Genomic DNA, 23,597 nt, shown 5'->3' on the forward strand with positions numbered 1-23,597 from the left:
ATCCTTTTTCAGATCATCGATTAGATTTCCGCCGTTATTTTACTATAAAGCCATAATAAATAGACGATAGCTTCATACCGAGAAGTACTTTCATTCGCTTGACACGAGTAAGAAAACTCACCATGTCATCACTTCGCGCATAAATCTCGCGGTAGGTTTGCGTCAAATACTGCAAACCTCGACGTGAGACACTGTCGCGAGCCTTACGTACGCGTATCTCGGCAGTGGTACGAGGCAGGTGATACGGGGTGCACTGCCGCAACACTTTCAACAAAAAATCCCAATCCTCAACCACTTGCAAGCTCTCATCGAACAATCCTACACGTTCAGCTAGTTCCAAGTGGTGAGCCCAAGTATTAATTGGAATGTAATTCTGCACGAGCAACCGATCTCGAATAAAAGATTGATGGGAGTAAGGGTTTCCTAGACTAGAAAGAACATGACGATCACCGCAACCCCCGATTTTTTCTAGGACAATCTCGGCATCAGTATAGACAAAGGATGGCCTTGGACATGATGACAATGCTTTTACTACTGTGGAAAGATGATCGCTTCGCCACAAATCATCGTCATCCAAGTAACAGATGATTTGGCCCCGAGCAAGCTTGAGCGCTGTATTACGTGCTCCACCTGGCCCGATAGAAGTTGTATGTGTTACTATTCTAAAGCGCTCTTGTTCATCGATCATCCGCACTGTTGATACGATATCTTCACCTCCATCATTTACGACAACGCACTCCCAGTTCCGATAATTTTGATCTACGATAGATTTAAGAGCATCCTTCAGTAATCTTACTCGGTTACAAGTGGGGATGATAACCGTCACCAATGGTGCGCATTTACTATCGAACGAACCTTCAGCAACTCTGCGTAGATTAGATGATGAATCTTCAGTATTCATAATTTACTATCTCATTCAACTTTTTTAATTTGATCATAGATCAACTTCTGCATATATACCCATAGTAAATTGGCGCCTAAAATCTTTTCCAACAAGAAAATAACACGGACTTACAAGCAACTGACACCCATGGCTAATGGTTTTTCTTTCATCTGTCATGAGACACCTATAAATCAGCGATCTTTTTTAACAAACCATTATTCGCAAGCGTCATAGCCATGCGCGCGAGTAGCACGATTTCGCTTATTACTACACTTATTGCCGCACCTTGTGCACCAAACCAGTAAATTAGCAAGACTAACAGAAAAATACTAAATATACTAGTTGTTAGGTAAATATGACTTAAGTTCTTCTTCATACCAAAAATGAGCATGGTCTGTATACCTAAGACGTTAGAGAGTCCTAAAATAAAAGGTAGCACAGCCATCCATTTAACAAGTATGACGCTTTCTTGGAACTGGTTTCCAAGGAGCACGCCAACAATTGGTACGGCAAATAAAAACAACGCAAGAGAAAGTGCAAACATTGCTGCCCCCTGAAGTCGCAGCAGTGTTCTGATGAACACCAGGGCGTCGCCATCGGATCTCGATTTTAACAATGTGATGTGGGGATAGACCGCCTGCGAAATAGGACCGACAAGCCCGCGAACTGCTTGGACAATCTTATCCGCTGCAGAAAAATAACCCACAGCAACAGGATTTGTTAGAATTCCTAGAAAAAATATATTCGTATTAGCGTATATTGTAGTGACAGAGTTATATACGAACAAATGCCAACTATCGACAACAACTTCGCGTAGTTGAACAACACCGGGCCACTGAAGGCGTAGCGGTGCTAAACGAGTTAGAGAGACGAGCGCTAACAAACCTGCGATGACCATGCCGGAGGCCTGCAGTGCCGCAGCAAGCAGGTAGTCGCTCTGCTTATGTACTAACGCAATGATTGCAATGACGCTCAGCATGCGAGCAAGAATGGTAAAAATTGTTATATGGCGCATGCGTTCCAAGCCCTGGAATAACCAGGTCGGGAACAATACATTACCTAGAACTATGAGGTAAACAAGGGTATATAGGGACCAGTTTTTTGCAAAGGAAGGAACGAGCAGAACAATCAGCAGCATTATCCCAAACCCTAGTGCCATTAAAGCAGTCTTGACGATCATCACCGCACTGAACAGATTCGACAGCTTCTCCGGATCGTCACGCACCAGCGCCACAGTGCGCGTCGCGCTGAGGTTAAAGCCATAGTCGGTCATAACGACGAAGTACTGAATGAATGCCTGGGCAAACGCTACCCGCCCAAAGTTTTCCGGACCTAACACGCGCACCAGATAGGGCACTATAATCAGCGGTAAGAGATAGTTTGCCCCTTGGAGGGTGAATAACGACGCCATGTTGGCAAACAGACGCTTCCTGTCCGTCGTCGCCGGACGGCTTGGTTGGCTCATCTTGGGAGCACCCTGGGTTCATTCACAGAGTTGAACATCCCATCCTCAGCTCTGAACCGTGCAAAGCGGCCGATTTGAGGTGCTTCCATACTATTACTGATACGCATCAGACGGTTCCATCATGCACCCTCAACATCTGCATAGATATCGTCGAGCGCGAACTCCAGCTCCAGGCAGCCGAGGCGAACCGTGCCCTGGGTATAGCGGTCATGCGTCCAATCGTCCGTAACACGACGATAGAGGTCGAGCCGCCGACTATCCTGCGCCACCACCAGGTATTCGCGCAGGCTGGCAATGCCGGTGTAGGCGTAGAGCTTTTCGCGGCGATCGATGCGCTCACTAGTCTCGGACAGGACCTCGATGAGCAGACAGGGCTTTTCGCGATAATAGTCCGCGCGGTCGTCGGGCTCGCAGGCGAGCATCAGATCGGGATAGTAGAAGGCATCTTCGCCGGCACGCTGGATATGAACTTTCATCTCGTTGACGAAGAGCTGGCAACCCTTCCGACGGCTTGCCGGATACAGTAGGGCGTGCAAGGCGCCGACGAGCAATGCGTGACGCGCGCTGGCTCCCGTCATGGCATAGACGCGACCGGCCACATATTCGTGGCGAATCTCCCCATCCTGCTCTCCAGCCAGATAGTCGGCGACGCTGATCTCGTTCGTCCGGGCGCTCTGCGTGGACATGGGCATTCTCCGATTCGCGTGCGATACGTGGGTATCATCGCACGGTAGCGGTCGAGGATAAACGGAGGTGCATTTCAGTCCACCCAGAGATGGGAAAGATCGAGCTCGATGGCGGCAAAGGGCTCGATGGCGACTAAGTCCTGATCAGCCCAGGTACCCAGCAGTAGCCAGCGCCCGTCTTGATTGGCGTAGGCCTCCAGGGTGCGGGTGTCGGGGTCGATGAGCCAGCAGTGTCCAACACCAGCGGCGGCGTAACGCGGTAGCTTCAGGACCCGGTCGGTGCTGGCGGTGGCGGGCGAGAGTACTTCGCAGACCCAGTCAGGGGCCTGCGCAAACCATGCCGCCTGGGGCAGAGAGGGCAGGCGCTCCCGGCGCCAGCCGGCGAGATCAGGGACGAGGACATCAGCGCCCAGGTGCAACTCGGGTCCGTCCAGAATCCACCAGCCACCGGGGCCGTCTTTGTCCCAATCGAACGGCGGCGTAATGCTGCCACCCAGCCCTGAACTCGCACGTGCGTGCTTGGGTGCCGGTCTGGGGCTGGTCAGAAGCCTACCGGCAATGATCTCCCCGACGACGTTATCGGGCAGATCGAACAGGTCTTCATAACGGGCAAGACGTTTGGCGGTGCTCATGAGGCGCGCTCTCCTACCGTGACCAATTCTTTGATTATTATGGCGCCGTTATCCGGCACGGGTCCATGTCGTGGGGATAAGGGTTGTCACAGCCCTAGCTCGCTATGCGAGCTAATACGCACGAGCTGCAACACTTCGTTATCGGGTTTCCGATAGATCAACACTAGGTCGGGCTTAACATGACAGTCCCGATGATCTTTCCAATCGCCAGTCAGGGCATGATCGTGATGGCGCGGCTCCAGCGGCTGGTCGCAGGCCAGGGCTTTGACGACGGGCAGCAGATCCGCTTCGAGCGTGGCACGGTGATGCCCCCTCGCCTCACGCTTGTAGTCGCGCTTGAATTGGCCGGTGTACTCAATCCTCCGCATGCAAGTCCGCCATGAGCGCCTCAACGCTATCGAAGCTCTTGAGGTTGCCGGCGCGGGCTTCACGTATGGCGGCGATGGTGGTTTCGTTCGGCACCAGGGGCTCAAACGGCAATGCCTTCTCTCGCGCAATGCGGGTCAGCATGATGCGAAAGGCATCGGACACAGTAAGACCCATCGCCGCCAGAACGGCTGATGCTTCTTCTTTGATATGCTCGTCAATGCGAGCACGGACAACGGCGTTTGCAGACATCGTATAGTCCTCCTGGGTAATGAGCTACATTGTAGCTCAATTATACGTTGTGCACATCAACTCTGCCGAAAAGTCGGGAAAACCGAAATCCGGGATCGGGAGCAGCAGTGTTGCGGCGCACCGGTTTCTGTGAGCAAGTGGGCAGGTGCTCCCGGCGCCAGCCAGCGAGATCGGGGACGAGGACGTCAGCAGCCAGATGCAGCTCGGGTTCGTCCAGAATCCTCTAGCCGCCGGGGCCCCCACCCCCTCCCAGATCAAAAGGATTACCAATCCTGATGCCCAGGACCGACGAGGCACGTGCGTGCTTGGGTGCCGGCCTGGGGCTGGCCAGCAGCCTGCCGGCAATGATCTCCCCGACGACGTTGTCGGGCAGATTGAGCAGGTCTTCATAACGGGCAAGACGTTTGGCGGTGCTCATGAGGCGCGCCCCCTACCGTGATCAACTCTTTACTCATTATGGCGCCGTTATCTGGCACGGGTCCATGACAGCAGGACCCGGGCTTTCCGAGGCTGGCTCTTTGGCGTCAAGACAGAGCTTACCGGCAGGGCTCAAAGCGCCTGGGCGCAGAAGGTGGCTGGTCTGACGATACACGTGCGCCCAATACTGCCGCGTTGCAGCAGCCCGGCGCGGCGGTCGCCTGTCACCAGGTAGTCGGCCTCGCCGCCCAAGGCCATCGCCAGCAGGAACGCATCGTTCGGATCCTTCGCCTCGATACCGTCTGGCAGCGACGGCAGTTGCGCCAAAACGATGGCGCGCTGCAGGTTGTTGACCATCGTGCCGACGCGGTGCGCGGGCAAGATGGTCTTGAGCTTGGGGTAGCGGCTCACCCGCCGCAGTTCGTCGAGTTGTACCGCCGATGTCACCAACTCGAAGCGCCCCGTGCGCCAGGCGCGATAGATCGCATCGGGTGGCCCGTGGGGCGAAATCAGCGCGTCGAGCAACACGTTGGTGTCGAGGATGACGCGCATCAGTGCTCACGCGCCCATTGCAACGCCTCGTCAATGAGATCGGTCAGTTCGGCTTCGCTCATGCTGGCAGCAGCCGTTTTGGCCTGATCGACGGCGCGCTCCAACAGGTAGGCGCGCACGGCTTCCTCGATGAAGCGCGACAGGTCGCCCTTGCGCCCACCGCCCTGCGCGGCGATGAACATGCGCACGGATTGATCCACTTCCGGCGACACGGCAATGTTCCAGCGGACGGTGCTCATAGTGCCCTCCAATGTGTCAATTGGGTACGTAGGTGTTTATACACCTTTCAGCCCTTTTCCGCCAGGCTGTGTATGCGTCCAGCACCATGGGCAATCTCCATAACAAACCCGCCTGGCTGGAGTGCACACAACCGCTGGTCACCGTCCCCCCTGCACTGGATCAGATCAATGAAAGCATATATGCTTTCATCAATGGTCAGGATCGTCATCGATACTAATGTCTTCGTGGTTGCCATGCGGGCAGAGGGGGGTGCGTCTCGAGAGATTTTGCGACGAGCACTGCATGGCCGTTATATCCCTTTGTTTGGCAATGCTTTGTGGCTGGAATACGAGGATGTTCTGGGTCAGCCCCTCTGGACCCAAGCCACAACCGATGGGGAGCGCCGGGCAGTGATGGCCGCGCTCGCCAGCAGGGAAGTCTGGATCTCCATCTATTATGGCTGGCGCCCGAACCTCGCGGACGAAGGAGATAATCATCTGATCGAATTGGCGATTGCGGGCAGTGCCGCAGTCATTATTACCCACAACGTGGCAGACTTGCGCGGGGGAGAAATGCGATGGCCTGGCCTGCATATCCTGAAACCATCGGAATGTTTGGAGAAATTTTCATGAGCACATTGACAATCCGCATGCCCGACGACAAGACGGAACGGCTGAAAGCGCTGGTCCGCAGACGCGGAATCAGCATGAACAAGCTGGTTGAGGAGTGGGCTACCCAAGCTCTTGCCGAATGGGACGTAGAACGCCGTTTTCAGATCATGGCGGCACAGGGAAATATCGAGACAGCCTTGCGCGTACTGGACCGACTGGACGCAATTTGACAGGGCTGCCGGGAATCAATCCTCCAAGGCAGATGGATTGATTTTGGGTGGCTCTGCCACCGGCGGCCGCTGCCAGTCATATTCGCCTTTTTCCTCTGGCGGCATACTGGCATATTTTTGCAGGGCGCGATATTTGGCCAGCTCACGGCGCAGCTCCTGCTCTGCCCGCAGAAAATCCATCTCACCCGGCTTGCTGCTGGCAACAGCGGCCTTTGCCTCCGCGACCTTCTCCTGGATCGTGGCGGGGTTCAGGTCGGGAATACGGATACTCAGATCGGCAAGGACCATCACTCCATTGGGTAGGATTTCTGCAAACCCTCCCTCTAGAAACAAGACCTCCACGCTGCCATCCGGCAGATGCATGCGCATCTCTCCCGCCTGCAAGATGGTCAGCAGGGGGGCGTGATGGGCGAGGATGCCCAGTTCCCCGAGTTCCCCTGGCAAGGCCAGAAAAACACATTGTCCAGAAAAAACCAGCCCATGGACGTCGGCCACCTGTAGCGGAAAAGCATTTCTGATATCGGTCATGGTTGCCTGTGCTGGGAGAGATGCAAACAACGTATTCAGTATAAACCATCAGCAAAAATCCAGCCTCTTGGAGGCATCTGCTCCCCCTCGGCGGAAATGTGAACAAAGGTCTCTCCGGCTTTACTCCGCGTTGCGGATGCTTCAATCTTGCAGCCTGCGCAGGTTGCAAGAGACTTTGTGGGTGGTGAGGTGAGCGTCGGCAGTCCGTTCTATTTCTTGGTGCCCGAGGGCAAGCCGCATTGGAGCGACAGCCTTCTGCCGTGGATGGTGCCCGCTGCGCTGCTGATCGCGCTGCTGCTCTTTCTGTTGCTCTATGAACATCCGCCCAAACATCTCACGCTCCAGGGCAAGCAGGAGCAGCATAAGACCTTTCAGATCATGCCCGAGCCGACCCGGCCGGTCGCTCCCAGCCGGCCAGCCAGAGCCCAGCCTGCCTTGCCGGTACCGCAGGTGCAACCGCGCCCCCGGCCCACGCCGCGGCCACAGGTGCAACCCCGACCACGGCCGCAGGTCCATCCGCTGCCGCGGTCCAGCACCCAGGCCCCTGCCGTAGAGCAACCAGCGCCGAGCCAACCGGCCGCGGCACCGAGCACAGTATCCCCAGGCAAAGTCGTCCCGCGCATCAGTCTGGGACGCCTGGAAGAACAGATGGACAACGCCGCGCGCAGTGCGACCGCAGCCCCTGCCCTGCCCAAATTCCACAATCCGGAAACCCCCGCCGCCGATTTTTACATTGCCGGCTGGATTCAGAAACTGGAGCGGATAGGCGACCTGAACTATCCTGGTGAGATGGTGGGGAACCTGAAGGTCAAGGTAGTACTCAACCCCGGGGGAGGCTTGCAGCGCATCATCATGGTCCAATCTTCCGGCAATCCCAAACTCGACGCCGCGGCCGAGCAGATCATCCGCCTGTCCTTCCCCTATACCGCGTTTTCCGAGCAGCTCAAAAAGCAGACGCGGCGCATCGAGATCCCACTGAATATGCATTTCCTTGGCGTACGCCAGGTAAATGTCTGGCAATGAGGAGAGCCCGTGAAAAAACCCAAGCGATCCACCCTGCTGATGTTCCTGTTTTTAGTGCTCTGGGCCGCAGCGATGGTAGCCCTGGTCGTCATCGGCTTCACCAATATCCAGCCCGCCGGCATCGGCAAGAGCGGGGCAACACCGCAAGCCAGCGAGGCTGCCCCGTCCCACGGCGCGTCTTAGTGCTGCGCGCCGCCTTCCTGCTGCTGCGCGGCGATCTCCGCCCGCACCTGCTCCATATCGAGGGCCTTGGCCTGCTCGATGACCTGATCGAGGGCGCTGGCCGGTAAGGAGCCCGCCTGCGAAAAAATGCCGATCTGCTGCCGGAAAATCGTCAGGGTCGGAATGGAACGGATCTGAAAGGCACCCGCCAATTCCTGTTCTTCATCGGTATTCACCTTGCCAAAGACGACATCGGGATACTTCTCGGCAGCGGCCTCAAAGATGGGCGCGAAAGCCCGGCACGGGGCACACCACGGCGCCCAGAAGTCCACCAGCACCAGTTCGTTGCCGGTAATGATCTGTTCGAAGTTGTCCTGCGTCAGTTCTACCACGGCCATACGGCCTCCTTGTCTAGCGAGTGTAGGTTGACCTTAAGTCCCGCTCCCCGTAAGGTCAAGGAAAATCCTGATAACCGAGGACGAATGAGCGAGTTCGCCACGTCGCTGCCGATTCTCCGCGTGAGCGACCTCAACAGCGCCGTGCGGGAGATTATCGAGGGAAACTTTCCACCGCTGCGGGTGGAGGGCGAGATCTCCAATTTTGCCTGCCCCAGTTCCGGGCACTGGTATTTTTCGCTCAAGGATGCCCAGGCGCAGGTGCGTTGCGCCATGTTTCGCAATCGCAATGGGCTGCAATCCTGGCGCCCGCGCGACGGGCAGCAGGTGCAGGTCATCGCCCAGCCCACCCTGTATGAGGGACGCGGCGAATTTCAGCTCATCGTCGAACAGATGGAAGAGCTGGGCGCTGGCAACCTGGCAGCAGAATTTCAGCGCATCAAAGACAAGCTCGCCGCCGAGGGGCTCTTTGCCAACGAGCACAAACGGCCGCTGCCGCAACATCCGCGCCGGGTGGCGGTGATCAGCTCGGCGACGGGGGCCGCCTGGCACGACATCCGCGTCACCCTGGCCAAGCGCTGGCCTCTGCTGGAGCTGTTACTCTACCCCGTTCAGGTGCAGGGGGAAGCAGCGGTGACGCAGATCGTTGCCGCGCTGCACAACGCCAATCGGCGCGCCCAGGAAGACCTCATCATTCTGGCCCGCGGTGGTGGTAGCGCCGAAGACCTGTGGTGCTTCAATGACGAACGCATCGCCCGTGCCATCCATGCCAGCGTCCTGCCGGTGGTAACCGGCATCGGCCATGAAATCGACTTTACCATAGCCGACTTCGTGGCGGACTGGCGCGCCGCCACACCCACCGCTGCCGCCGAACAGATCAGTCCGGATCGGGAGGAATGGGCTCAGCGCATTCGCAACCAGCGCCAGCAGCTGATCCGTAGTATGGAACGCCACTTGCGCGACGCCATCCTCGCCCTCGATTATTTACGCGTCCGCCTGCGCAATCCTCTCACGGCATTGCAGCAGCAGGAGCGTGAGGTCGCGCAGCTGCAGAGCCGCCTAGGCCGGCAGATGCGATTGCATCTCGCACGTTCAGAGCAACACCGGACCGCTCTCCAGGCCCGTCTGCTTCGTCTCGATCCCCACCAAGCTATCGACCGCCACCTGGACCATATCGCGCGGTTGCGCGATCGTCTGCGTCTGGGCATCCAGTACCAAATGCAACAGCGGGAGCAAGAACTGGACCGGCGCCGTTTGCGGCTGCTGGCCCTGAATCCGGCCGCCGTTCTGGAGCGCGGTTATGCCATTGTGCGCGACAAACAGGGTACCGTTCTGCGCAGCAGCACGGATGTGGCCGTGGGTACGCGCATCGATGTGCAACTCTGGCGCGGCCACCTGCACAGCCAGGTGCTGGAGCGGGAGGAGTAGATTGGCTTCGACCCTGCAGCCACATTCCGTGCCACCGGGCTGGTTCAGGCGCTGGATCCGGGAGTCCTGGGCGTTGCAAAGGGAGGCGCCCGTCGCTTTCATTTTCCTTTCGGGCTTGTTGATGCTGATCAACCTCAGTCACCAGCCACTGATCCTGACCATTCCCTTTGCCGGTCTGGAAACTGCCCTCATCTTCGCCACCGCCATGACCGTGGAACTGGGAGGCTGGCAGATACCGGACCTGCTGCTTGCCTTTCGCGATCTGCCCTGGCTGCCCCTGCTTCGTCTGGGGCTGGTCCTCGCGCTGCTGGTCTTTGTCATTTTGTTGGTACTTTGGTCGCTGCACCATTACCTGCAGGGAATTCTGGCCCATGACCATATTTCTTCGGCAGCCACGCTGAAGACCTTACACTCGGGCGGCTGGGCAAGGCTGCCGTTGTGGCTGAAGAATCTTCTCAGCAACAGTCTGGGGAATGCGCAAACCCTGCTCGGCAATGTATTTTTGATGCTTTCGGTGGGTGCCGTCGTACTGGGGCTGGTACGGCAGGGCTATCTCGCCCTCCTCGCCGGCTTTCTGGCGGTATTACGCAATGTACGGATCTGGCTGGTCTTTCTGCTCGCCAGCCTGCTCCTCCAAGCAGGGATCAGCTATCTCGCCCATATTCTCCAGCAGGCCGCGGCGGCGGCCCTTGTCGCTGCCTTATCGGTCATGCTTCTGCTCTGGGTAGGACTCTTTGGCTGGTGTTTTGCCAAGGAAAGCTTCGGCTTACCCAAACAGCGGCAGGCCCAGCGTCGGCGCGTTCCCAAGGCACACGCCGTCCCCAGCGTGCAGAACTGATCCCCGCCCCCCCTTTTAGGCGACCGGCCCAAGGACCCCCTGAAAAAACTCGGTCAGCTCATTCATTGCTTGCGGATTGCTAAACTGGAAGGCAAAGCCCAGCAAGACAAATTCGGCAGCGCCTGCCGCTTTTTTCCCATCTGCGGGAGGATCGAGCAGGACCCGCCGCCGCAGCTCCGCCTGCCCTTTCCATTGCTGGGAGTCATTGCGACGCAGGACGATCTGGCCGCGATCACCCTCCTTACCAGTCCTGGCATCTGGAGCGTGTTCACTCGACACATAAATGCTGGCCAGAAACCCGCCAAGGCCGATATCGACGACATCGCCGGAAACCAGTTCCTTCCCCTGCAGATCATACCAGGTCGCGAGAACGGGACTGCTGACGGTATAGCGCAGATGCTTGCGCTCCTGACGGATCTGAATGCTGCTTGGGTAGGGGAAAAGCCAAAGGCCCGGTTCCTCTTCCTTGCCTTCCTGCAGGAGAAAATGAACCGAGCGTCGCGGCTCATAGTGGGCGACAAGGAGCTTAGCATGCGCGCTACAGAAATTTTCGCAGGCAATCGTTACGCCCCGCGAAGAGAGCCGTACCACTCGACCAATCCCATGCATTCCTCGACGCAAGTCGCTCAGGGCAATCGCCCCGCCACTCTCGCGCAAATACAGCAGATATTCGACTATTGCATCATCGACCAGGACACCCCCCTGAGAATCAGGCTCACCTGTCATCGATCTTCTCCCTTGCGCTGGCTCTACCATCCGGATTTCTTCCTGACCACTGCCGATGATTTATCGGGACAGTATCACAGGAAACAAAATCGGAGAATGGAGAATCAGGAACGAGCCGCGGCGACGCTGCGCAGCGCATCGTTTGCCGAGGAAGGCGCACTCACATTCATCACCGCCTGCTGGTTTTTGATGATGCGATCGGCTGCCGTGTTGCTCAACACCACAATGGTTACGCGACGATTGAGCGGCGAGTCGGGATTCTGACGGTCAAACAGCACTGCCGATCCCATCCCCATCACCCGCAGAATTTTGGCCTCCGCCAGACCATGCTGCACCATGACTTGCCGTACCGCGTTGGCCCGCCCTGCGGATAAATTGAAATTGCTGTACCCTCTGCCCCCATTGAGATACTGCAAGGCATCCGTATGTCCGGTGATGCTGACCCGGTTCGGAAGGGTGTTGAGGGTGGGCGCGATGGCCTCAAAAATTGCACGCGCATAGGGCTCCAGATCGGTACTGCCATTGGGGAACATGGGTCTCTTGGCGCTATCCACCACCTGGATGCGTAAGCCCTCGGGCGTGATATTGATTAGCAGTTGTTTGCGAAATGCAGCCAAGGCGGGATTCTCGCGGATCTGTGCCTCCAGTTCCTGTTGCAGGTGCGCCAGATTATGCCGATCGATCGCCTGCGCCTCGGCCCCCGGCGGCTGTGGGCTGGGTAACACCTGCTGTTTCTCACCACGCTGCACCTCGCCAACCGTCTTGTTCAGATTACTGCCGCCACCATTCAGTATGGAATTGGACGACCCGGTCCCCGGCCCGCCCATGAGCGAGACTCGCTCCGGGTTCTTGAACCAGTTCGCAATCCCCTGCAGCGTCGCCTTGGTGGTGGATCCCAGCAACCACATCAACAGGAAGAAGGCCATGAGGGCGGTGATAAAGTCCGCGTAGGCAATTTTCCACGCCCCACCGTGGCTGCCCCCTCCCTTTTTGATCCGCTTGATGACGATCGGCTGGTCTTTTTTTCCCTCTGCCATCGCTTACTTGCCCTTCATCTCGCGCAGATGCGCATCGAGCTCTTGAAAGCTTGGACGCTCGGTGGAATAGAGGACTTTCCGCCCAAACTCCACGGCGACCTGCGGCGGATAGGCATTCATGGTCGCCAGCAACGAGACCTTGATGGTCTCCAGCATTTTGCTGCTTTCCGCCGCGCGATCTTCCATGCGCGCCGCAATTGGCGACACCACGGCGTAGCCCAGCAGAATGCCGAGAAAGGTGCCTACCAAGGCGGCGGCAATCAGTTCCCCCAGCACCGCGGGCGGTTTGTCGACCGAGCTCATCACATTGACCACCCCCATCACCGCCGCCACGATACCGAAGGCCGGCATGCCGTCCGCCGCTCGGGTCAGGGCATGGATAGGGACTTCCAGTTCCCGATGGTGGGTATCGATCTCCACGTCCATGAGATTTTCCATCTCGAAGGCGCCAAGGGTGCCACCCACCATCAGCCGCAGATAGTCCGTAAGGAATTCCAACACATGATGATCTGCCAAAATCGTTGGATATTTCTTGAACAATTCGCTGTTCTGCGGGTCATCGACATCTGCCTCGATGGACATCAGTCCGCCTTGGCGAATGCGCCCAAAGATTTCGTTGAGGAGGCTCAGCAATTCCATGTAGGCAGCGCGAGTGTATTTGCTGCCTTTGAGCGCCATCGGTAACGTCTTGAGAACTGCCTTGAAACTTCTGGGAAAAGTGGAGGCAAAAAAGGCACCAAACGCGCCGCCAATGATCATCAGTGCCTCAAACGGCTGGATGAGCGCTGCGAGTTTGCCGCCTTCGGCCATGAAGCCGCCAAAGATGGCGCCGAGCGCAATCACATACCCAATGATAAGAAACATGCTTTTCCCCGCCTATTGGACGACAAAACTACTGAAATAGGCAGCCACGATGGGCGGATTCTTACTGTTTACCGGAGCGGACAACGCACCACCATCGGTTTGCAGAATCTGGTTGACATCGGCTTTGATCTTGTCCAGTAGTTGACCTCTTACCGCAGGATCGCTGACCTTGTCCGCCTGTTGTGCCGCAAGCAGTTGTAATACCTGATTCCTGATCTCTGGCAGATAGGTCTGAATTTTTTTCTCCAGATCGGCGTCATAGGTCTTGAGCTCGACTTTTACCTGGATATAGTGTGTACCCCCATCCGTACTTTGCAGATTGGTTACCAGCTCCCCCAGGTCGATGAACTTGGTTTGCTGAGCACGCTGCTCCTGCAGTTGGGCCTTGCTTGGCGCCGCAGTCGAGCGCAGCAGAAACCACCAGGCGCCGCCAGCGGCAATCAGCAGCAACAGGACGGCAATGACCGCCAGCAACATGATCTTTCTCTTGCCCGATTTTTCTTTTCCTGCCATCTTCCGTATCGATCCCTGTCGTAAAAAAGCCCCAACCAGTCCCCTTCCGCTAACCCAGCGAAAGCGCCTCCGCGTCCTGGCCGCGCACAGCCATGCCCTCCCCCCACCATACCCGAGAAAGCGCCAGAAGAATTGCCGGGCACTGCTCCAACGCGGAGGTATCCGCAAAAATACGGGTATGGGCAAAACGCAATAACAGCAATCTACATAGTCGATCGGCAAGACTTTGCCGCTCTCTGGTCCAGTTTTCCGGTAATTGCAGGAGCTGATGCTGCACGATCCGCTCGGCATGGGCGAGTTCGGGCCAGGGCTCCAGGGCTACCGCACAACCGGCACGCGTGCGCACCCGTCGCAAACTCTGCTCAACGCCAAAGATGAATAGCGGTAAGGCATCATTATTTCTGCTGCCGATTTCGCCGGCACCCTCATACCTCTCACCTGCTTGCAAATGGTTCAGCACGCCTCACCTCGCGGAAGTCAGCCATTGAGTTGAATAGCGACACACCTGGAGAATTTCTTGAATTCCTTCGTGACAAAGGTGGTACGACTTGTGCTTGTGGACCCATAGCAACGGTGAAGGGAAATCTCATGGAAAAGCGCTCTTGGCAAAAACCGAAGTCCCCGCAGCTACGCGATGAGGGTCAGGACATTGTTCTTGCCGCATTGGATCGGCTCATCAACGTCTGGAATGTCTATTGGTCTGCGTGGCTCGACCAGACCGACACGCGGGCGGCGGAGCAGAAGCTCTTGCGGGCTTTGCATGATCCAGAGCCAATCCTGCGGGCGGAAGATCGGAGAACCTGGTCCTCGCTCCAACAGGCATGTCATGCCCTGTTACATGAGCTGCGCGCCGATACTTCGTCAAAAAACCGACTGGACTTCTGCGACCGGACACTCCTGCAAAGGGTGTCTCACTTTCAAAACGACTGCTGGAATGCATTACTGCAACGTCAGCGAGCGCAAAGTGAAGCGGATGCGCTGACGGGCCTGCCCAACCGCCGGCGACTGGCGCAGGATCTCCTGCGCCAGCAATCGATGGTGCACCGCGGTGCAGCCGCCTGCGTCGCGATCGTCGATCTCGATCATTTCAAGGCCTTCAACGACCAGTATGGTCACCTCGCCGGGGACCAGGCCTTGAGAGTATTGGCTGACTTTCTGCACAGCTCCCTGCGCCCGTACGACGGCGTGTACCGCTTTGGCGGCGAGGAATTCATCCTGATTCTGCCGGGGATGACAGAATCCTGCGCGCTGCGGATGGCTAATCGACTCTGCGAACGCCTGCTTGCAAGTCGCCAATATTTTGACGATGGCAGCTCCTTTGGATTGAGCATTTCTGTCGGCATTGCCGCCCTGACGGCAGACAGCTCCCACGAAACTGCCCTCGCTGCTGCCGACGCAGCACTCTACGCGGCCAAAGCAGAGGGGCGTGGCAGGGCAAGATTAGGCTTTGCAAGGGCTTCCGAAAAGCAGCAACCCGCCGTATCATCCCGCTGATTCTCTCTGCTGCGCGGCTGGTAACTCATGACCGAACTCGATCCGAAAGAGGTTGGCCTTTCCGTCCTGAAGACCCTGCTGCAAGAAAATCTTTCCGCCGATCCCGAAAACTATCGACTCGTTTACCACAAATTATTTGGCGCTGAAGAAGGGTTCACGCCCAAGAGTGCATTACCGGCTGATTGGCGGGAAACCCTTGGCAATTTTCTTCAGGAGTGGGACCGTAGCCAGGCTGGGCTCGCTCATATACAGAAGCTCCAGCAGCGCCACACGCTTCTGGCAAAAGCGCGGGACAGCGCAGAAATCTTCGCAGCCATGGCGAAACTCGTCGCGCGCTGGCGAGCCCTGCCGACGCGCGGCAGCGCCTGCGACGAGGAAAGCGGTGACAGCTCCGTCACCATGCCACAGATCTGGTTTCGTGGACTGCGTTCCGGCTTTGCCATTCCGTTGGAAAATGATGACCAAGGGCAGGCCATCATCGAGGCCGTCGACAGGCTGGTAGGCGATACAGCCACACCTGCCGAAGATCTTGTCCAATTGCTGCGAAACCTCTGGCATCTTCTGGAAGAGAAGGAGAGAGAAAAAGAACAAATTCAGGATATCTATCGCCGCGCCTTGCGCTTGCTATTTTCCTCCAGCGCCGAATCGTTTACCAAAACTCCCTGGTTTGGCGAACAACTCAGAAGCCTCGGCAAGGAATTCGACGCGCCCCCCGAAAGCGCTCGCCGCGCCCAGGAACTGCTTTCCGGCTTGAGCGAACTGCTCTACCGGCAGGAACAGCGCCGGGAACTCGTCAACGACGTGGATAAGACCCTGGAAGAGCTGTTGCAACTCGTTTTTCAGTATATCGAAAACCTGAGTGAAGGAAGCACTGAAACCTATACGGAATTTGTGCGCCTGAGCTCGGAGATAGAGCAGAGTGAAGATCCGACGCAAATTCGCCAGCTGGTGGGCCACCTGGTCGAGCGCAGTCGCGGTTTACAGGACATGCTGCGCGAATCCCGTACTGCGCTGCGCGAGGCGCGTGTACAGTTGGAGACTGCCCGCAGCCGAGTGCAGGACATGGAGGAAGAGATCTCCCAACTCAATCTCCTGGTGCATGAAGACCCCCTGACCCACCTCCTCAATCGTCGCGGACTGCATCTGGCCTTCGAGCGGGAATCAGCGCGATTGGCACGGCAGAATGGGGTCCTGAGCATTGCCCTGCTGGATCTCGATTATTTCAAAAAAATCAACGATCACTATGGTCACGAAACCGGCGACGAAGTTCTGCGCCATTTTTCCCGACTCCTGCGCCAGAGCCTGCGTGCTGAAGATGCCATTGCGCGCTATGGCGGGGAGGAATTTGTCATTCTCATGCCCGGAGCCGATCCCGATACCGCCATACAGATTTTGCAGCGCCTGCAAACTTCCCTGCACGCGCAGCCGCTACTGACCGGCAAACAGCAGGGAATCATAGTAAGTTTCAGCGCCGGGGTAGTGGGGTGGAGCCCCGCCACCAGCTTGGAGACGGCCCTTGCTGACGCCGATCAGGCCCTGTATCGGGCAAAACGGGATGGACGCCAGCGGATTTATCGCAGCCAAGGCCAGCCAGCGCCCAGTTCTGTACAGTCGGATCGAACAACATCTACTTGACGCCACCCTCCCCGCGCCCTACAAATAATGAGACAGGCGCATCCGAGGAACAGAAAATGAACAAGAAGGCAGAGAATTCCCAGCATTACAAAGAAGAACTACGGCTGCTGCAAATCGAACTCGTCAAGCTGCAACGGCATATCATCCAGCGCGGCGACAAGATCCTGATCCTTCTCGAAGGACGCGATGGCGCGGGCAAGGACGGCAGCATAAAGCGTATCACCGAGCACCTGAGTCCACGGGAAACCCGCGTCGTCGCCTTACCCAAGCCGTCGGACCGCGAGCAGACGGAATGGTATTTTCAACGCTACATCGCACACCTGCCGGCGGCAGCGGAATTCGTGCTTTTCAATCGCAGTTGGTACAACCGCGCTGGCGTCGAACGGGTCATGGGGTTCTGTACGGAAAAGCAGCTGGAAGAATTTTTTCAGGAAGTTGGCGAACTGGAGGGTATGCTGATGCGCTCCGGCATCCACCTGCGCAAGTTCTATCTGGACATCACCCGCAAAGAACAGAAGGCCCGCCTGGCAGCCCGGGAAGATGATCCACTGAAACAATGGAAAACCAGCCCCATCGATCAACAGGCGGTCAAACATTGGAAGGACTATTCCAAGGCGCGCAACGAGATGTTTGCGCGCAGCCACGGCACCCTCTGCCCCTGGACCATCGTCCGCGCCGACGATAAGAAAGTGGCGCGCCTACAGATCATAAAGGAAATCCTGTTGCGTCTGGATTACGACGGCAAGGATGTGGAACTGGTCAGCCCGGATCGCAATGTCATTTTTGACTACGACCCGAGCTATCTGGAAAAGGGCGGCATCGCCCCATAGTCTGGGGCACAACACTGCCGTGGTCGGCGTCAAGCGCGCCGACGACGGCGCCCCGCTCCTTCCTCGCCCTCAGCCAGCACACGCTCGAACTCGATCTTGCGCTCGTCCAGATTCACCTGCACCAGGCGCACGCGCAGCTCCTCCCCCAGCTGAAAGACTTCTCCGCTGCGTTCGCCGACGATGCGATAATGTTTGGCATCGAAATGGTAGTAGTCGGCACCCAGGGTACTGATGTGTACCAGCCCCTCCACGTAGGCCTCCCGCAACGCAACAAAGAGGCCAAAGCCCGTGACGCCGGTGATGATGGCCGAATATTCATTGCCAACTTTATCGAGCATGAATTCGCATTTGAGCCATTGCACGGCCTCGCGGGAGGCCTCGTCGGCACGGCGCTCGGTCATCGAGCAGTGCTGTCCCAGCTCTTTCAGCTCCGCCAGCGCAGGGGTTCGGACCGGGCGTCCAGCCGCTGCGGCATCCAGCATTTCCTGAATGCCGCGATGGATCAGCAGGTCGGGATAGCGGCGAATGGGCGAGGTAAAGTGCGTATAGGCGGGATAGGCCAGACCAAAATGCAGGCTGGTATCCACGGTATAGAACGCCTGCGACAGACTGCGCAGGATGATGGTCTGGATCAGGGTGGCATCGGCACGCTCGCGGGTGGCCTCGATGATCTGCGCCAGATCCGCACTGCGTGGACGTACCGGCAGGCGTACCGGGACGCCCAACTCGCCCAGAAAGCGGCGCAGATCTTCGATCTTGTCGGCATTTGGTTCTGGATGTACCCGATACAGCATGGGAAATTGATGAATGCGGAAATACTGCGCCGCACAGACGTTGGCGGCGAGCATACACTCTTCGATCATGCGATGCGCGACGTTACGCTGTAACGGTACGATGGCCTCGATCCGCCCCTGCTCATTGTAGAGAATCCGGCTCTCCTGACTGTCGAACTCGATGGTACCACGTTCTTCCCGTGCCTTTGCCAACGCAGTATAGAGCGCGTGCAAGGTCTGCAGATGGGGAAGCAGGGCGGCATCTGCCCCTTCGGCGGGCATCTCGCCAGCCAGGAGCTGCGCCACTTCATCGTAGGTAAAGCGCCGCTGGGAGCGCATCACCGCACGCGCAAAGCGAAAACGCTGCACCTCTCCATTGTCGGCGATTTCCATCTCACAGAGCATGCACAGGCGATCTACCTGCGGGTTTAGGGAACACAGGCCATTGGAGAGCACTTCGGGGAGCATGGGAATGACGCGGCGCGGGAAATAGACCGAATTGCCCCGCCGCCGCGCCTCCTGGTCGAGAGCCGACCCCGGTTGTACATAACTCGCCACATCGGCAATGGCCACAAAGAGGCGGAATCCGCTCTCCCCCATCCGCTCCGCGTACACGGCGTCGTCAAAATCTTTGGCGTCAGCCCCATCGATCGTCACCAGCGGCAGGTCGCGCACGTCGTAGCGCCCCTGCTTCTTTTCTTCCGGGACCTCCGGCGCAATGGTGGCGGCCTCCTGCTCGACTGCCACTGGCCACTGGAACGGTAGACCGTAGCTGCGCACCGCGATCTCGACCTCCATACCCGGGGCCATATGTTCGCCAAGGATCTCAACGATGCGTCCCTCGGGGAGATTGCGCCCGTCGGGATAGGTTTCAATCTGCAGCACAACAATCTGGCCATGCACCGGCGCCAGCTCTCCGGCGCCGGTTACCACGAATTCCTGGCTGAGCCGGCGGTCTTCCGGCAGCACGTAACGGCTTTCTCCCTCCGCATGGTAGCGTCCCACCACCTGGGTCAGGGCATGTTCGAGTACGCGCACGACGGCACCCTCGAGGCGCCCGCGCCGATCCTCACCAATCACCCGACCGAGAATAAGATCACCATGGAACACCTTGCGCATCTCCCGGGGGGAGAGAAACAGATCCTTGCCGCCATCGTCGCGCGAGAGAAACCCGAAGCCATCGGGGTGGGCGATCACGGACCCGCGGATCAGCTCCATCGCTTCCGCGAGCCCATAGGCCCCACGCCGGTTGCGCAGTACCTGGCCATCACGCTCCATGGCGCGCAGGCGCCGCCGTAGCGCCTCCTGATCCTCCTCCGCAACCTCCAGGTCTTCGATGAGATCTTCCAATCGGGCGGGATGCCCCAATCCCTCCAGGTAACTCAGAATAAACTCGCGACTGACGATGGGACGCTCATATTTTTCTTTTTCCCGCTCGTACATGGGATCCCGATCTGGCAGGGACAGGCTGGGCGACTCTTGCTCCGGCATTGACAAAAACTCCTTGTTGGTAGATGATGCGCGCTATTGCCGAGGTGGCGGAATTGGTAGACGCGCTAGGTTCAGGTCCTAGTGAGCGAAAGCTTGTGCTGGTTCGAATCCAGTCCTCGGTACCACTCTCCTAGAATTTTTTTGGTCATTTCATTCAATGTTTGCAAGCTGACTTGCCTTACTATCCCTGAAGGCGAGCCTTTTGTCCATGCGTCTGCAGGTTGCAGTCCGGGCAATCACCTACAAAGAAACCATCGATGAATCCGGAAATTTTAGTACTTTTTACGGTAGGAACCAGCGCCTCGGGCAAATCAACCTGGGCACAGGATCTTGGCAAGCGCTTTCCCCATCTGCAAATCGCAATCCTCGAACGCGACCAACTGCGCCGCGAACAATATGGCAAGAGTCATGACACGGCATTCTCCTGGACGGACTGGGATGTTGGGCAAGAAAGCGAAATTCAGAAGCAATGGGTGGAGCGGCTACATGATCTGTTGAGCGCAGATGTGCTGGTTCTGGCCGATACCCACATTGATCCCGAGCAGTTGACGCGTGAGGCAAGCCTTCTGTGCGAGATGGGAGTGCGCGAAATGGCATTGCAATATTTTCCCGCTCAGCCTTTGGTCGAACTGATTCGCAAAGACCAGAGCCGCTCTTATCCGGTGGGGGCTGCAGTCTTGCGCGAGCAGATCCAGCGGCTTCAGCCTCAAGATGCCTACTGGCAAGCGTTGGAGGCGGCAGAAACCAGCTGTGCTAAGCTGAAGGCGTAAATCATCGCCAGCGGAGTCCAGTATGAACCTCAGACCACCAGACCTCTCCACGATCATCGAGGCAGAGCAGAAACGCCTGGGAAAATTTGCCCGCCCAGTCGCCGTCCTTCTCATCGTGGTGGGCATCATTGGCCTCATTAGCCCGGTATTTCTCTCCACCCTTACCGTTGGGCTTGTCGCCGCCATCCTGATTCTGGGCGGAGTGTTCTGGTCCGTACACCTCTACGGCGATAGTCAGCGGCATTTCTCCGACTGGCTACGGCCCCTGCTCCTACTCATCACCGGTCTCATCATCGTCTGGGAACCGGCCGCGGGGATTGCCAGCCTCGGCCTGCTGTTCATTCTCTATTTTCTGTTGGATGCCTACCGGAATTTTACCGCGCATCAACGCTCCGGGGGGCTAGGCCGCCCTTGGTTCATCTTCAGTGGCATCGTCGATGTCTTGATCGCCCTGTTGTTTCTCCTCACCTGGCCCCGAGGCTCGCTGGTTTTGGTGGGCATTTTTGTGGGCATCAACCTGATCTTCGATGGCATTGCCTTGCTGCTGCTCGGTCGGCTCCTGAAAGGAAACGGCGGATAAACACGGTGCTCCTATCTGGAGCGAGCGGAATGATCCTGCTCCAAGCGATACACCCACGCCAATAATTCCGCCACCGCTTGGTATAATTTTGGTGGAATCTGTTGATCCAGATCCAATTGCATCAATAAGCTGACCAATTCCTGCGAGTGGTGCACATAGATCCCTGCAGATTCTGCGGCGGCGATGATCTGCTCGGCAATCAGTCCTTGCCCCTTGGCCACCAGGGTCGGCGCCGCATCACCGGTCTGATAGCGGAGCGCTGCGGCAGCTTTTTTGCGCTTTGGGTCGATCGTTTCAGCCATTTTCCGCTTCGAGGCGGATATTTGCCTGCAATCCCAGCAGTTCCAGCGCCGAGCGCAATTCTTCGAGTTTGGCGTGTAGACTCTTCAGAATCTGTGATGACACTTGCATCCGTAAGCTCAGCTTGTCGCCCCGCAGGCGCATGCGTGCGTCAAGGTGCCCCAAGGAGGGAAGATCCATTTCCAGCCGGCTCTCCCAAGAGCTCCGCTCTTCCACGGCAAGCGCTTTGCCATCCTGGGCATCCTCGTGGCGACGGCGTACCGTCCAAATAGCGTTTTGCCCCGGCCACACCGCCACGTTCCAGAGCAATTGCTGCTGCATCAGCACCTGCCCCTGCTGCTGCAGCACGGTATGCAGCGCCGCTGGCACGGTAAAGGCAGAAGAACCCTGGGCCGCCACTTGCGCGTAGACCCCCAGCGCCTGTTGCGCCTGCGCCAAACGAAACGGGGCAGGACTGAGCGAGGACAAGGCTTCGGCCCCACCGTTCGCCATATCGCTATGGAGCAATGGGCTCAATTTTCCCTGCGGCTCCTGGAGCAAGCGTTGCGAAGGATAATTTCCCTGCGCCCAGGCTTGCAGATGACTTTCATAAAACATTCCGCTGCTCTCCACGCCGCTCTGCAGAGAAGCGGCGAGAGACGAAGCCAGGATTTGTCCGCCAGAATTGACGCCGCCCAAGGCGAGGGTTGCTGGGGCGGATGCCGGCGCCGCCGCGAACAGCGTTCGGAGAAGAGGCGATAGACTGGTTGCCGCGGAGGAAGATGCGCCCTGGGGCTGCAGCAGGAGAAACTTGGCTTCCTCCTGTCCACCCAGGTACACCAGGGAGAGCTCCCGCAGTGCCGTTGGCCAGCGTTGCGGGAGCTGCATCAGAAAATCCTGGCCACGAATGCGAACCAGACTCAACTCACCAGATTGACCAATGATTTGCCCGGTCAACAGGGTACCGGCTGCAGTATGCGCCGAAAAGCCTCGATCCGCACTACCGCCGTCCGGCAGGGCGCGGCCCTGCACGGGACGCAGGGCATTCAGAACTCGGGGCAGATCAGCGGACATTGACACCCCTCATGGTCACCCGCTCAACCCCGCCACCAGCGACGTAGCTTGCGCCCCAGACCCGCCGGTTGCTCAGCGGTTCCGCTGGCTCTCCCACCACCGAGACCAATGCCCAGGGCCTTGAGAATTTCGCGATCGCGGCTTTGAACATATTGCGCGATGCCTTCTCGGATCGCGGCGGACATGTCTTGAAACTCCAGACCAATCACCAGGGCATCGCCACGCTGACTGTGCAGATCAGTAAAGCGGGCGATCGCTGACAGCGATAGCTCATTGCCGCCGCGCAGCTGAAAGCGGACGTCAGGAAAGTGCTCTCCTGCCTGCACGGGAAAATCTCGCGGCGCCGGTCGAAACAGGGCACGCATACCGCCCACACTGATGTCCTGCATTGTGCCCAAAAACGTTTCAGCTCCTTGGCGGGAGATCATTACCTGATCGGGATCGCCGACTGCCGGCGGCACCCGATAGAGCTGCCGCCGCTGCATCTGATAGAGGGCCTCGGGAAAATCCAGGACCAGTTCCTCCGGGCTTCGTTCGCGCAGATTTGAACGAAAGCCGGTGATCACGCCATCAATACGCGCCAGCAGCACTACCGGGGTCCCCGACTGAATTTGCGTCGGCAGGTCGAGAGGAAGATCCAATACCAGGCTGCCAGAGTCGGCATTGGGAAGCAGCATGGAGGTGTAACTACGATCACGCTCTGCAAAGAATAGGGTACAGAAAAGGTGTTCACGGGTAATGCGCTCGATTATCTGTAGCGCCTTGCTTCCCGCCCCAATCTGGTACTCTTCGCTGAACAGCTTGTGCTGCAGATTCTCGAGACTCTCCGACACCCCGCTCCCCT

Annotated in this window: 31 protein-coding genes and 1 tRNA gene; 12 read left to right on the plus strand and 20 right to left on the minus strand. The window is 57.7% G+C overall.

Going from position 1 to position 23,597, the window contains the following annotated elements:
• Positions 1-34: 34 nt before the first annotated feature.
• The 9 genes from MQE22_RS08075 to MQE22_RS08115 form a co-directional block, all read right to left on the minus strand.
• Entirely contained in the window at positions 35-901 is an 867-nt protein-coding gene (locus tag MQE22_RS08075) for a glycosyltransferase family 2 protein (RefSeq protein WP_255789501.1), read from the minus strand.
• A 166-nt stretch (positions 902-1,067) separates the two neighbouring features.
• The gene (locus MQE22_RS08080; protein ID WP_255789502.1) at positions 1,068-2,348 is read right to left on the minus strand and encodes a flippase; all 1,281 of its coding nucleotides are present in this window, start codon (positions 2,346-2,348) and stop codon (positions 1,068-1,070) included.
• A gap of 119 nt (positions 2,349-2,467) precedes the next feature.
• A complete protein-coding gene (locus tag MQE22_RS08085) occupies positions 2,468-3,034 on the minus strand; it encodes a Uma2 family endonuclease (RefSeq protein ID WP_255789503.1) in 567 nt (188 codons plus the stop codon).
• A gap of 74 nt (positions 3,035-3,108) precedes the next feature.
• On the minus strand, positions 3,109-3,666 hold the full coding sequence (locus MQE22_RS08090; protein WP_255789504.1) for a Uma2 family endonuclease: 558 nt from the start codon (positions 3,664-3,666) through the stop codon (positions 3,109-3,111).
• A gap of 86 nt (positions 3,667-3,752) precedes the next feature.
• The gene (locus MQE22_RS08095; protein ID WP_255789505.1) at positions 3,753-4,034 is read right to left on the minus strand and encodes a type II toxin-antitoxin system YafQ family toxin; all 282 of its coding nucleotides are present in this window, start codon (positions 4,032-4,034) and stop codon (positions 3,753-3,755) included.
• Complete coding sequence (locus MQE22_RS08100) at positions 4,021-4,284, minus strand: type II toxin-antitoxin system RelB/DinJ family antitoxin (RefSeq protein WP_255789507.1); 264 nt, start codon at positions 4,282-4,284, stop codon at positions 4,021-4,023. Before MQE22_RS08100 ends, MQE22_RS08095 begins: the two co-directional genes overlap by 14 nt.
• A gap of 223 nt (positions 4,285-4,507) precedes the next feature.
• Positions 4,508-4,702 carry a hypothetical protein gene (locus MQE22_RS08105; protein WP_255789508.1) on the minus strand — a complete coding sequence of 65 codons (195 nt, stop codon included), beginning with the start codon at positions 4,700-4,702 and terminating at the stop codon, positions 4,508-4,510.
• Positions 4,703-4,833: 131 nt separating this feature from the next.
• Positions 4,834-5,253: a putative toxin-antitoxin system toxin component, PIN family gene (locus tag MQE22_RS08110; RefSeq protein WP_255789509.1), complete on the minus strand. Its 420-nt coding sequence runs from the start codon at positions 5,251-5,253 to the stop codon at positions 4,834-4,836.
• A complete protein-coding gene (locus tag MQE22_RS08115; RefSeq protein ID WP_215871806.1) occupies positions 5,253-5,492 on the minus strand; it encodes a ribbon-helix-helix domain-containing protein in 240 nt (79 codons plus the stop codon). Before MQE22_RS08115 ends, MQE22_RS08110 begins: the two co-directional genes overlap by 1 nt.
• A 168-nt stretch (positions 5,493-5,660) precedes the next feature.
• Here MQE22_RS08115 and MQE22_RS08120 point away from each other — a divergent pair, with 168 nt between their 5' ends.
• Both MQE22_RS08120 and MQE22_RS08125 read left to right on the plus strand, forming a co-directional pair.
• Positions 5,661-6,104, plus strand: a complete 444-nt coding sequence (locus tag MQE22_RS08120; protein ID WP_215871807.1) for a putative toxin-antitoxin system toxin component, PIN family — start codon at positions 5,661-5,663, stop codon at positions 6,102-6,104.
• Positions 6,101-6,313 (plus strand): ribbon-helix-helix protein, CopG family, encoded by a 213-nt coding sequence (locus MQE22_RS08125; RefSeq protein WP_226827314.1) that lies wholly within the window; start codon positions 6,101-6,103, stop codon positions 6,311-6,313. The genes MQE22_RS08120 and MQE22_RS08125 overlap by 4 nt, the downstream gene beginning before the upstream one ends.
• A gap of 15 nt (positions 6,314-6,328) precedes the next feature.
• On the opposite strand, the gene atpC is transcribed toward MQE22_RS08125, so the two are convergent.
• Positions 6,329-6,841, minus strand: coding sequence for an ATP synthase F1 subunit epsilon (gene atpC, locus MQE22_RS08130; RefSeq protein WP_215871809.1), 513 nt, complete (start codon positions 6,839-6,841; stop codon positions 6,329-6,331).
• A gap of 147 nt (positions 6,842-6,988) precedes the next feature.
• Here atpC and MQE22_RS08135 point away from each other — a divergent pair, with 147 nt between their 5' ends.
• Together MQE22_RS08135 and MQE22_RS08140 are read left to right on the plus strand one after the other, a co-directional pair.
• A complete protein-coding gene (locus tag MQE22_RS08135; RefSeq protein ID WP_226827312.1) occupies positions 6,989-7,864 on the plus strand; it encodes an energy transducer TonB family protein in 876 nt (291 codons plus the stop codon).
• A gap of 9 nt (positions 7,865-7,873) precedes the next feature.
• Entirely contained in the window at positions 7,874-8,047 is a 174-nt protein-coding gene (locus tag MQE22_RS08140; RefSeq protein WP_215871810.1) for a hypothetical protein, read from the plus strand.
• On the opposite strand, the gene trxA is transcribed toward MQE22_RS08140, so the two are convergent.
• Positions 8,044-8,424: a thioredoxin gene (gene trxA, locus MQE22_RS08145; protein ID WP_215871811.1), complete on the minus strand. Its 381-nt coding sequence runs from the start codon at positions 8,422-8,424 to the stop codon at positions 8,044-8,046. The genes MQE22_RS08140 and trxA overlap by 4 nt on opposite strands.
• Positions 8,425-8,508: 84 nt before the next feature.
• On the opposite strand from trxA, the gene xseA reads away from it, so the two are divergent.
• Together xseA and MQE22_RS08155 are read left to right on the plus strand one after the other, a co-directional pair.
• Positions 8,509-9,849 carry an exodeoxyribonuclease VII large subunit gene (xseA, locus tag MQE22_RS08150; protein WP_215871812.1) on the plus strand — a complete coding sequence of 447 codons (1,341 nt, stop codon included), beginning with the start codon at positions 8,509-8,511 and terminating at the stop codon, positions 9,847-9,849.
• 1 nt (position 9,850) lies between these two features.
• Entirely contained in the window at positions 9,851-10,687 is an 837-nt protein-coding gene (locus tag MQE22_RS08155; protein ID WP_215871813.1) for a hypothetical protein, read from the plus strand.
• A gap of 15 nt (positions 10,688-10,702) precedes the next feature.
• Here MQE22_RS08155 and MQE22_RS08160 read toward each other — a convergent pair whose 3' ends face one another.
• The 5 genes from MQE22_RS08160 to MQE22_RS08180 form a co-directional block, all read right to left on the minus strand.
• Positions 10,703-11,413: a hypothetical protein gene (locus MQE22_RS08160; RefSeq protein ID WP_215871814.1), complete on the minus strand. Its 711-nt coding sequence runs from the start codon at positions 11,411-11,413 to the stop codon at positions 10,703-10,705.
• Positions 11,414-11,517: 104 nt separating this feature from the next.
• Positions 11,518-12,450 carry a flagellar motor protein MotB gene (gene motB / locus MQE22_RS08165; RefSeq protein WP_215871815.1) on the minus strand — a complete coding sequence of 311 codons (933 nt, stop codon included), beginning with the start codon at positions 12,448-12,450 and terminating at the stop codon, positions 11,518-11,520.
• Positions 12,451-12,453: 3 nt separating this feature from the next.
• Positions 12,454-13,314 (minus strand): flagellar motor stator protein MotA, encoded by an 861-nt coding sequence (motA, locus tag MQE22_RS08170; RefSeq protein ID WP_215871816.1) that lies wholly within the window; start codon positions 13,312-13,314, stop codon positions 12,454-12,456.
• A gap of 12 nt (positions 13,315-13,326) precedes the next feature.
• Positions 13,327-13,827, minus strand: a complete 501-nt coding sequence (locus MQE22_RS08175; protein ID WP_215871817.1) for a flagellar basal body-associated FliL family protein — start codon at positions 13,825-13,827, stop codon at positions 13,327-13,329.
• Positions 13,828-13,876: 49 nt separating this feature from the next.
• Complete coding sequence (locus MQE22_RS08180) at positions 13,877-14,287, minus strand: hypothetical protein (RefSeq protein WP_215871818.1); 411 nt, start codon at positions 14,285-14,287, stop codon at positions 13,877-13,879.
• Between the two features lie 128 nt (positions 14,288-14,415).
• Here MQE22_RS08180 and MQE22_RS08185 point away from each other — a divergent pair, with 128 nt between their 5' ends.
• Genes MQE22_RS08185 through ppk2 form a run of 3 tightly spaced genes read left to right on the plus strand, consistent with a single transcriptional unit; the run spans position 14,416 to position 17,786 of the window.
• The gene (locus MQE22_RS08185; protein WP_215871819.1) at positions 14,416-15,321 is read left to right on the plus strand and encodes a GGDEF domain-containing protein; all 906 of its coding nucleotides are present in this window, start codon (positions 14,416-14,418) and stop codon (positions 15,319-15,321) included.
• Positions 15,322-15,348: 27 nt separating this feature from the next.
• A complete protein-coding gene (locus MQE22_RS08190) occupies positions 15,349-16,956 on the plus strand; it encodes a GGDEF domain-containing protein (protein ID WP_215871820.1) in 1,608 nt (535 codons plus the stop codon).
• A gap of 56 nt (positions 16,957-17,012) precedes the next feature.
• Positions 17,013-17,786, plus strand: coding sequence for a polyphosphate kinase 2 (gene ppk2, locus MQE22_RS08195; RefSeq protein ID WP_215871821.1), 774 nt, complete (start codon positions 17,013-17,015; stop codon positions 17,784-17,786).
• 29 nt (positions 17,787-17,815) lie between these two features.
• Here the strand turns inward: ppk2 and rnr are convergent, their stop codons facing one another.
• Positions 17,816-20,050, minus strand: coding sequence for a ribonuclease R (rnr, locus tag MQE22_RS08200; protein ID WP_215871822.1), 2,235 nt, complete (start codon positions 20,048-20,050; stop codon positions 17,816-17,818).
• Positions 20,051-20,088: 38 nt separating this feature from the next.
• Here rnr and MQE22_RS08205 point away from each other — a divergent pair.
• The 3 genes from MQE22_RS08205 to MQE22_RS08215 all read left to right on the plus strand — a co-directional run bounded on the left by MQE22_RS08205 (position 20,089) and on the right by MQE22_RS08215 (position 21,400).
• Positions 20,089-20,175: transfer RNA gene (locus MQE22_RS08205), tRNA-Leu, on the plus strand.
• A 132-nt stretch (positions 20,176-20,307) separates the two neighbouring features.
• Positions 20,308-20,820, plus strand: coding sequence for an AAA family ATPase (locus MQE22_RS08210; protein ID WP_215871823.1), 513 nt, complete (start codon positions 20,308-20,310; stop codon positions 20,818-20,820).
• Between the two features lie 22 nt (positions 20,821-20,842).
• The gene (locus MQE22_RS08215; RefSeq protein WP_215871824.1) at positions 20,843-21,400 is read left to right on the plus strand and encodes a DUF308 domain-containing protein; all 558 of its coding nucleotides are present in this window, start codon (positions 20,843-20,845) and stop codon (positions 21,398-21,400) included.
• 11 nt (positions 21,401-21,411) lie between these two features.
• Here the strand turns inward: MQE22_RS08215 and MQE22_RS08220 are convergent, their stop codons facing one another.
• Genes MQE22_RS08220 through MQE22_RS08230 form a run of 3 tightly spaced genes read right to left on the minus strand, consistent with a single transcriptional unit; the run spans position 21,412 to position 23,586 of the window.
• Entirely contained in the window at positions 21,412-21,702 is a 291-nt protein-coding gene (locus tag MQE22_RS08220) for an EscU/YscU/HrcU family type III secretion system export apparatus switch protein (protein ID WP_215871825.1), read from the minus strand.
• The gene (gene fliK / locus MQE22_RS08225; RefSeq protein WP_215871826.1) at positions 21,695-22,753 is read right to left on the minus strand and encodes a flagellar hook-length control protein FliK; all 1,059 of its coding nucleotides are present in this window, start codon (positions 22,751-22,753) and stop codon (positions 21,695-21,697) included. Before fliK ends, MQE22_RS08220 begins: the two co-directional genes overlap by 8 nt.
• A gap of 23 nt (positions 22,754-22,776) precedes the next feature.
• The gene (locus MQE22_RS08230) at positions 22,777-23,586 is read right to left on the minus strand and encodes a flagellar brake protein (protein WP_215871827.1); all 810 of its coding nucleotides are present in this window, start codon (positions 23,584-23,586) and stop codon (positions 22,777-22,779) included.
• Between the last annotated feature and the right edge of the window lie 11 nt (positions 23,587-23,597).

Origin of the sequence: Acidithiobacillus sp. YTS05, assembly GCF_024396695.1 — a bacterium.
Classification (GTDB): Bacteria; Pseudomonadota; Gammaproteobacteria; order Acidithiobacillales; family Acidithiobacillaceae; genus Igneacidithiobacillus; species Igneacidithiobacillus copahuensis.

Excerpts from the sequence above, each read along its gene's own strand:
- MQE22_RS08185 (WP_215871819.1), top strand. The coding sequence starts at position 14,416 with ATGGAAAAGCGCTCTTGGCAAAAACCGAAGTCCCCGCAGCTACGCGAT.
- MQE22_RS08080 (WP_255789502.1), bottom strand. The coding sequence starts at position 2,348 with ATGAGCCAACCAAGCCGTCCGGCGACGACGGACAGGAAGCGTCTGTTT.
- motA (WP_215871816.1), bottom strand. The coding sequence starts at position 13,314 with ATGTTTCTTATCATTGGGTATGTGATTGCGCTCGGCGCCATCTTTGGC.
- xseA (WP_215871812.1), top strand. The coding sequence starts at position 8,509 with ATGAGCGAGTTCGCCACGTCGCTGCCGATTCTCCGCGTGAGCGACCTC.
- MQE22_RS08210 (WP_215871823.1), top strand. The coding sequence starts at position 20,308 with ATGAATCCGGAAATTTTAGTACTTTTTACGGTAGGAACCAGCGCCTCG.
- MQE22_RS08190 (WP_215871820.1), top strand. The coding sequence starts at position 15,349 with ATGACCGAACTCGATCCGAAAGAGGTTGGCCTTTCCGTCCTGAAGACC.
- MQE22_RS08105 (WP_255789508.1), bottom strand. The coding sequence starts at position 4,702 with ATGAGCACCGCCAAACGTCTTGCCCGTTATGAAGACCTGCTCAATCTG.
- trxA (WP_215871811.1), bottom strand. The coding sequence starts at position 8,424 with ATGGCCGTGGTAGAACTGACGCAGGACAACTTCGAACAGATCATTACC.
- MQE22_RS08110 (WP_255789509.1), bottom strand. The coding sequence starts at position 5,253 with ATGCGCGTCATCCTCGACACCAACGTGTTGCTCGACGCGCTGATTTCG.
- MQE22_RS08085 (WP_255789503.1), bottom strand. The coding sequence starts at position 3,034 with ATGTCCACGCAGAGCGCCCGGACGAACGAGATCAGCGTCGCCGACTAT.
- motB (WP_215871815.1), bottom strand. The coding sequence starts at position 12,450 with ATGGCAGAGGGAAAAAAAGACCAGCCGATCGTCATCAAGCGGATCAAA.
- fliK (WP_215871826.1), bottom strand. The coding sequence starts at position 22,753 with ATGTCCGCTGATCTGCCCCGAGTTCTGAATGCCCTGCGTCCCGTGCAG.
- rnr (WP_215871822.1), bottom strand. The coding sequence starts at position 20,050 with ATGCCGGAGCAAGAGTCGCCCAGCCTGTCCCTGCCAGATCGGGATCCC.
- MQE22_RS08120 (WP_215871807.1), top strand. The coding sequence starts at position 5,661 with ATGAAAGCATATATGCTTTCATCAATGGTCAGGATCGTCATCGATACT.
- ppk2 (WP_215871821.1), top strand. The coding sequence starts at position 17,013 with ATGAACAAGAAGGCAGAGAATTCCCAGCATTACAAAGAAGAACTACGG.
- MQE22_RS08100 (WP_255789507.1), bottom strand. The coding sequence starts at position 4,284 with ATGTCTGCAAACGCCGTTGTCCGTGCTCGCATTGACGAGCATATCAAA.
- MQE22_RS08160 (WP_215871814.1), bottom strand. The coding sequence starts at position 11,413 with ATGACAGGTGAGCCTGATTCTCAGGGGGGTGTCCTGGTCGATGATGCA.
- MQE22_RS08125 (WP_226827314.1), top strand. The coding sequence starts at position 6,101 with ATGAGCACATTGACAATCCGCATGCCCGACGACAAGACGGAACGGCTG.
- MQE22_RS08090 (WP_255789504.1), bottom strand. The coding sequence starts at position 3,666 with ATGAGCACCGCCAAACGTCTTGCCCGTTATGAAGACCTGTTCGATCTG.
- MQE22_RS08075 (WP_255789501.1), bottom strand. The coding sequence starts at position 901 with ATGAATACTGAAGATTCATCATCTAATCTACGCAGAGTTGCTGAAGGT.
- MQE22_RS08215 (WP_215871824.1), top strand. The coding sequence starts at position 20,843 with ATGAACCTCAGACCACCAGACCTCTCCACGATCATCGAGGCAGAGCAG.
- atpC (WP_215871809.1), bottom strand. The coding sequence starts at position 6,841 with ATGACCGATATCAGAAATGCTTTTCCGCTACAGGTGGCCGACGTCCAT.
- MQE22_RS08115 (WP_215871806.1), bottom strand. The coding sequence starts at position 5,492 with ATGAGCACCGTCCGCTGGAACATTGCCGTGTCGCCGGAAGTGGATCAA.
- MQE22_RS08220 (WP_215871825.1), bottom strand. The coding sequence starts at position 21,702 with ATGGCTGAAACGATCGACCCAAAGCGCAAAAAAGCTGCCGCAGCGCTC.
- MQE22_RS08095 (WP_255789505.1), bottom strand. The coding sequence starts at position 4,034 with ATGCGGAGGATTGAGTACACCGGCCAATTCAAGCGCGACTACAAGCGT.
- MQE22_RS08175 (WP_215871817.1), bottom strand. The coding sequence starts at position 13,827 with ATGGCAGGAAAAGAAAAATCGGGCAAGAGAAAGATCATGTTGCTGGCG.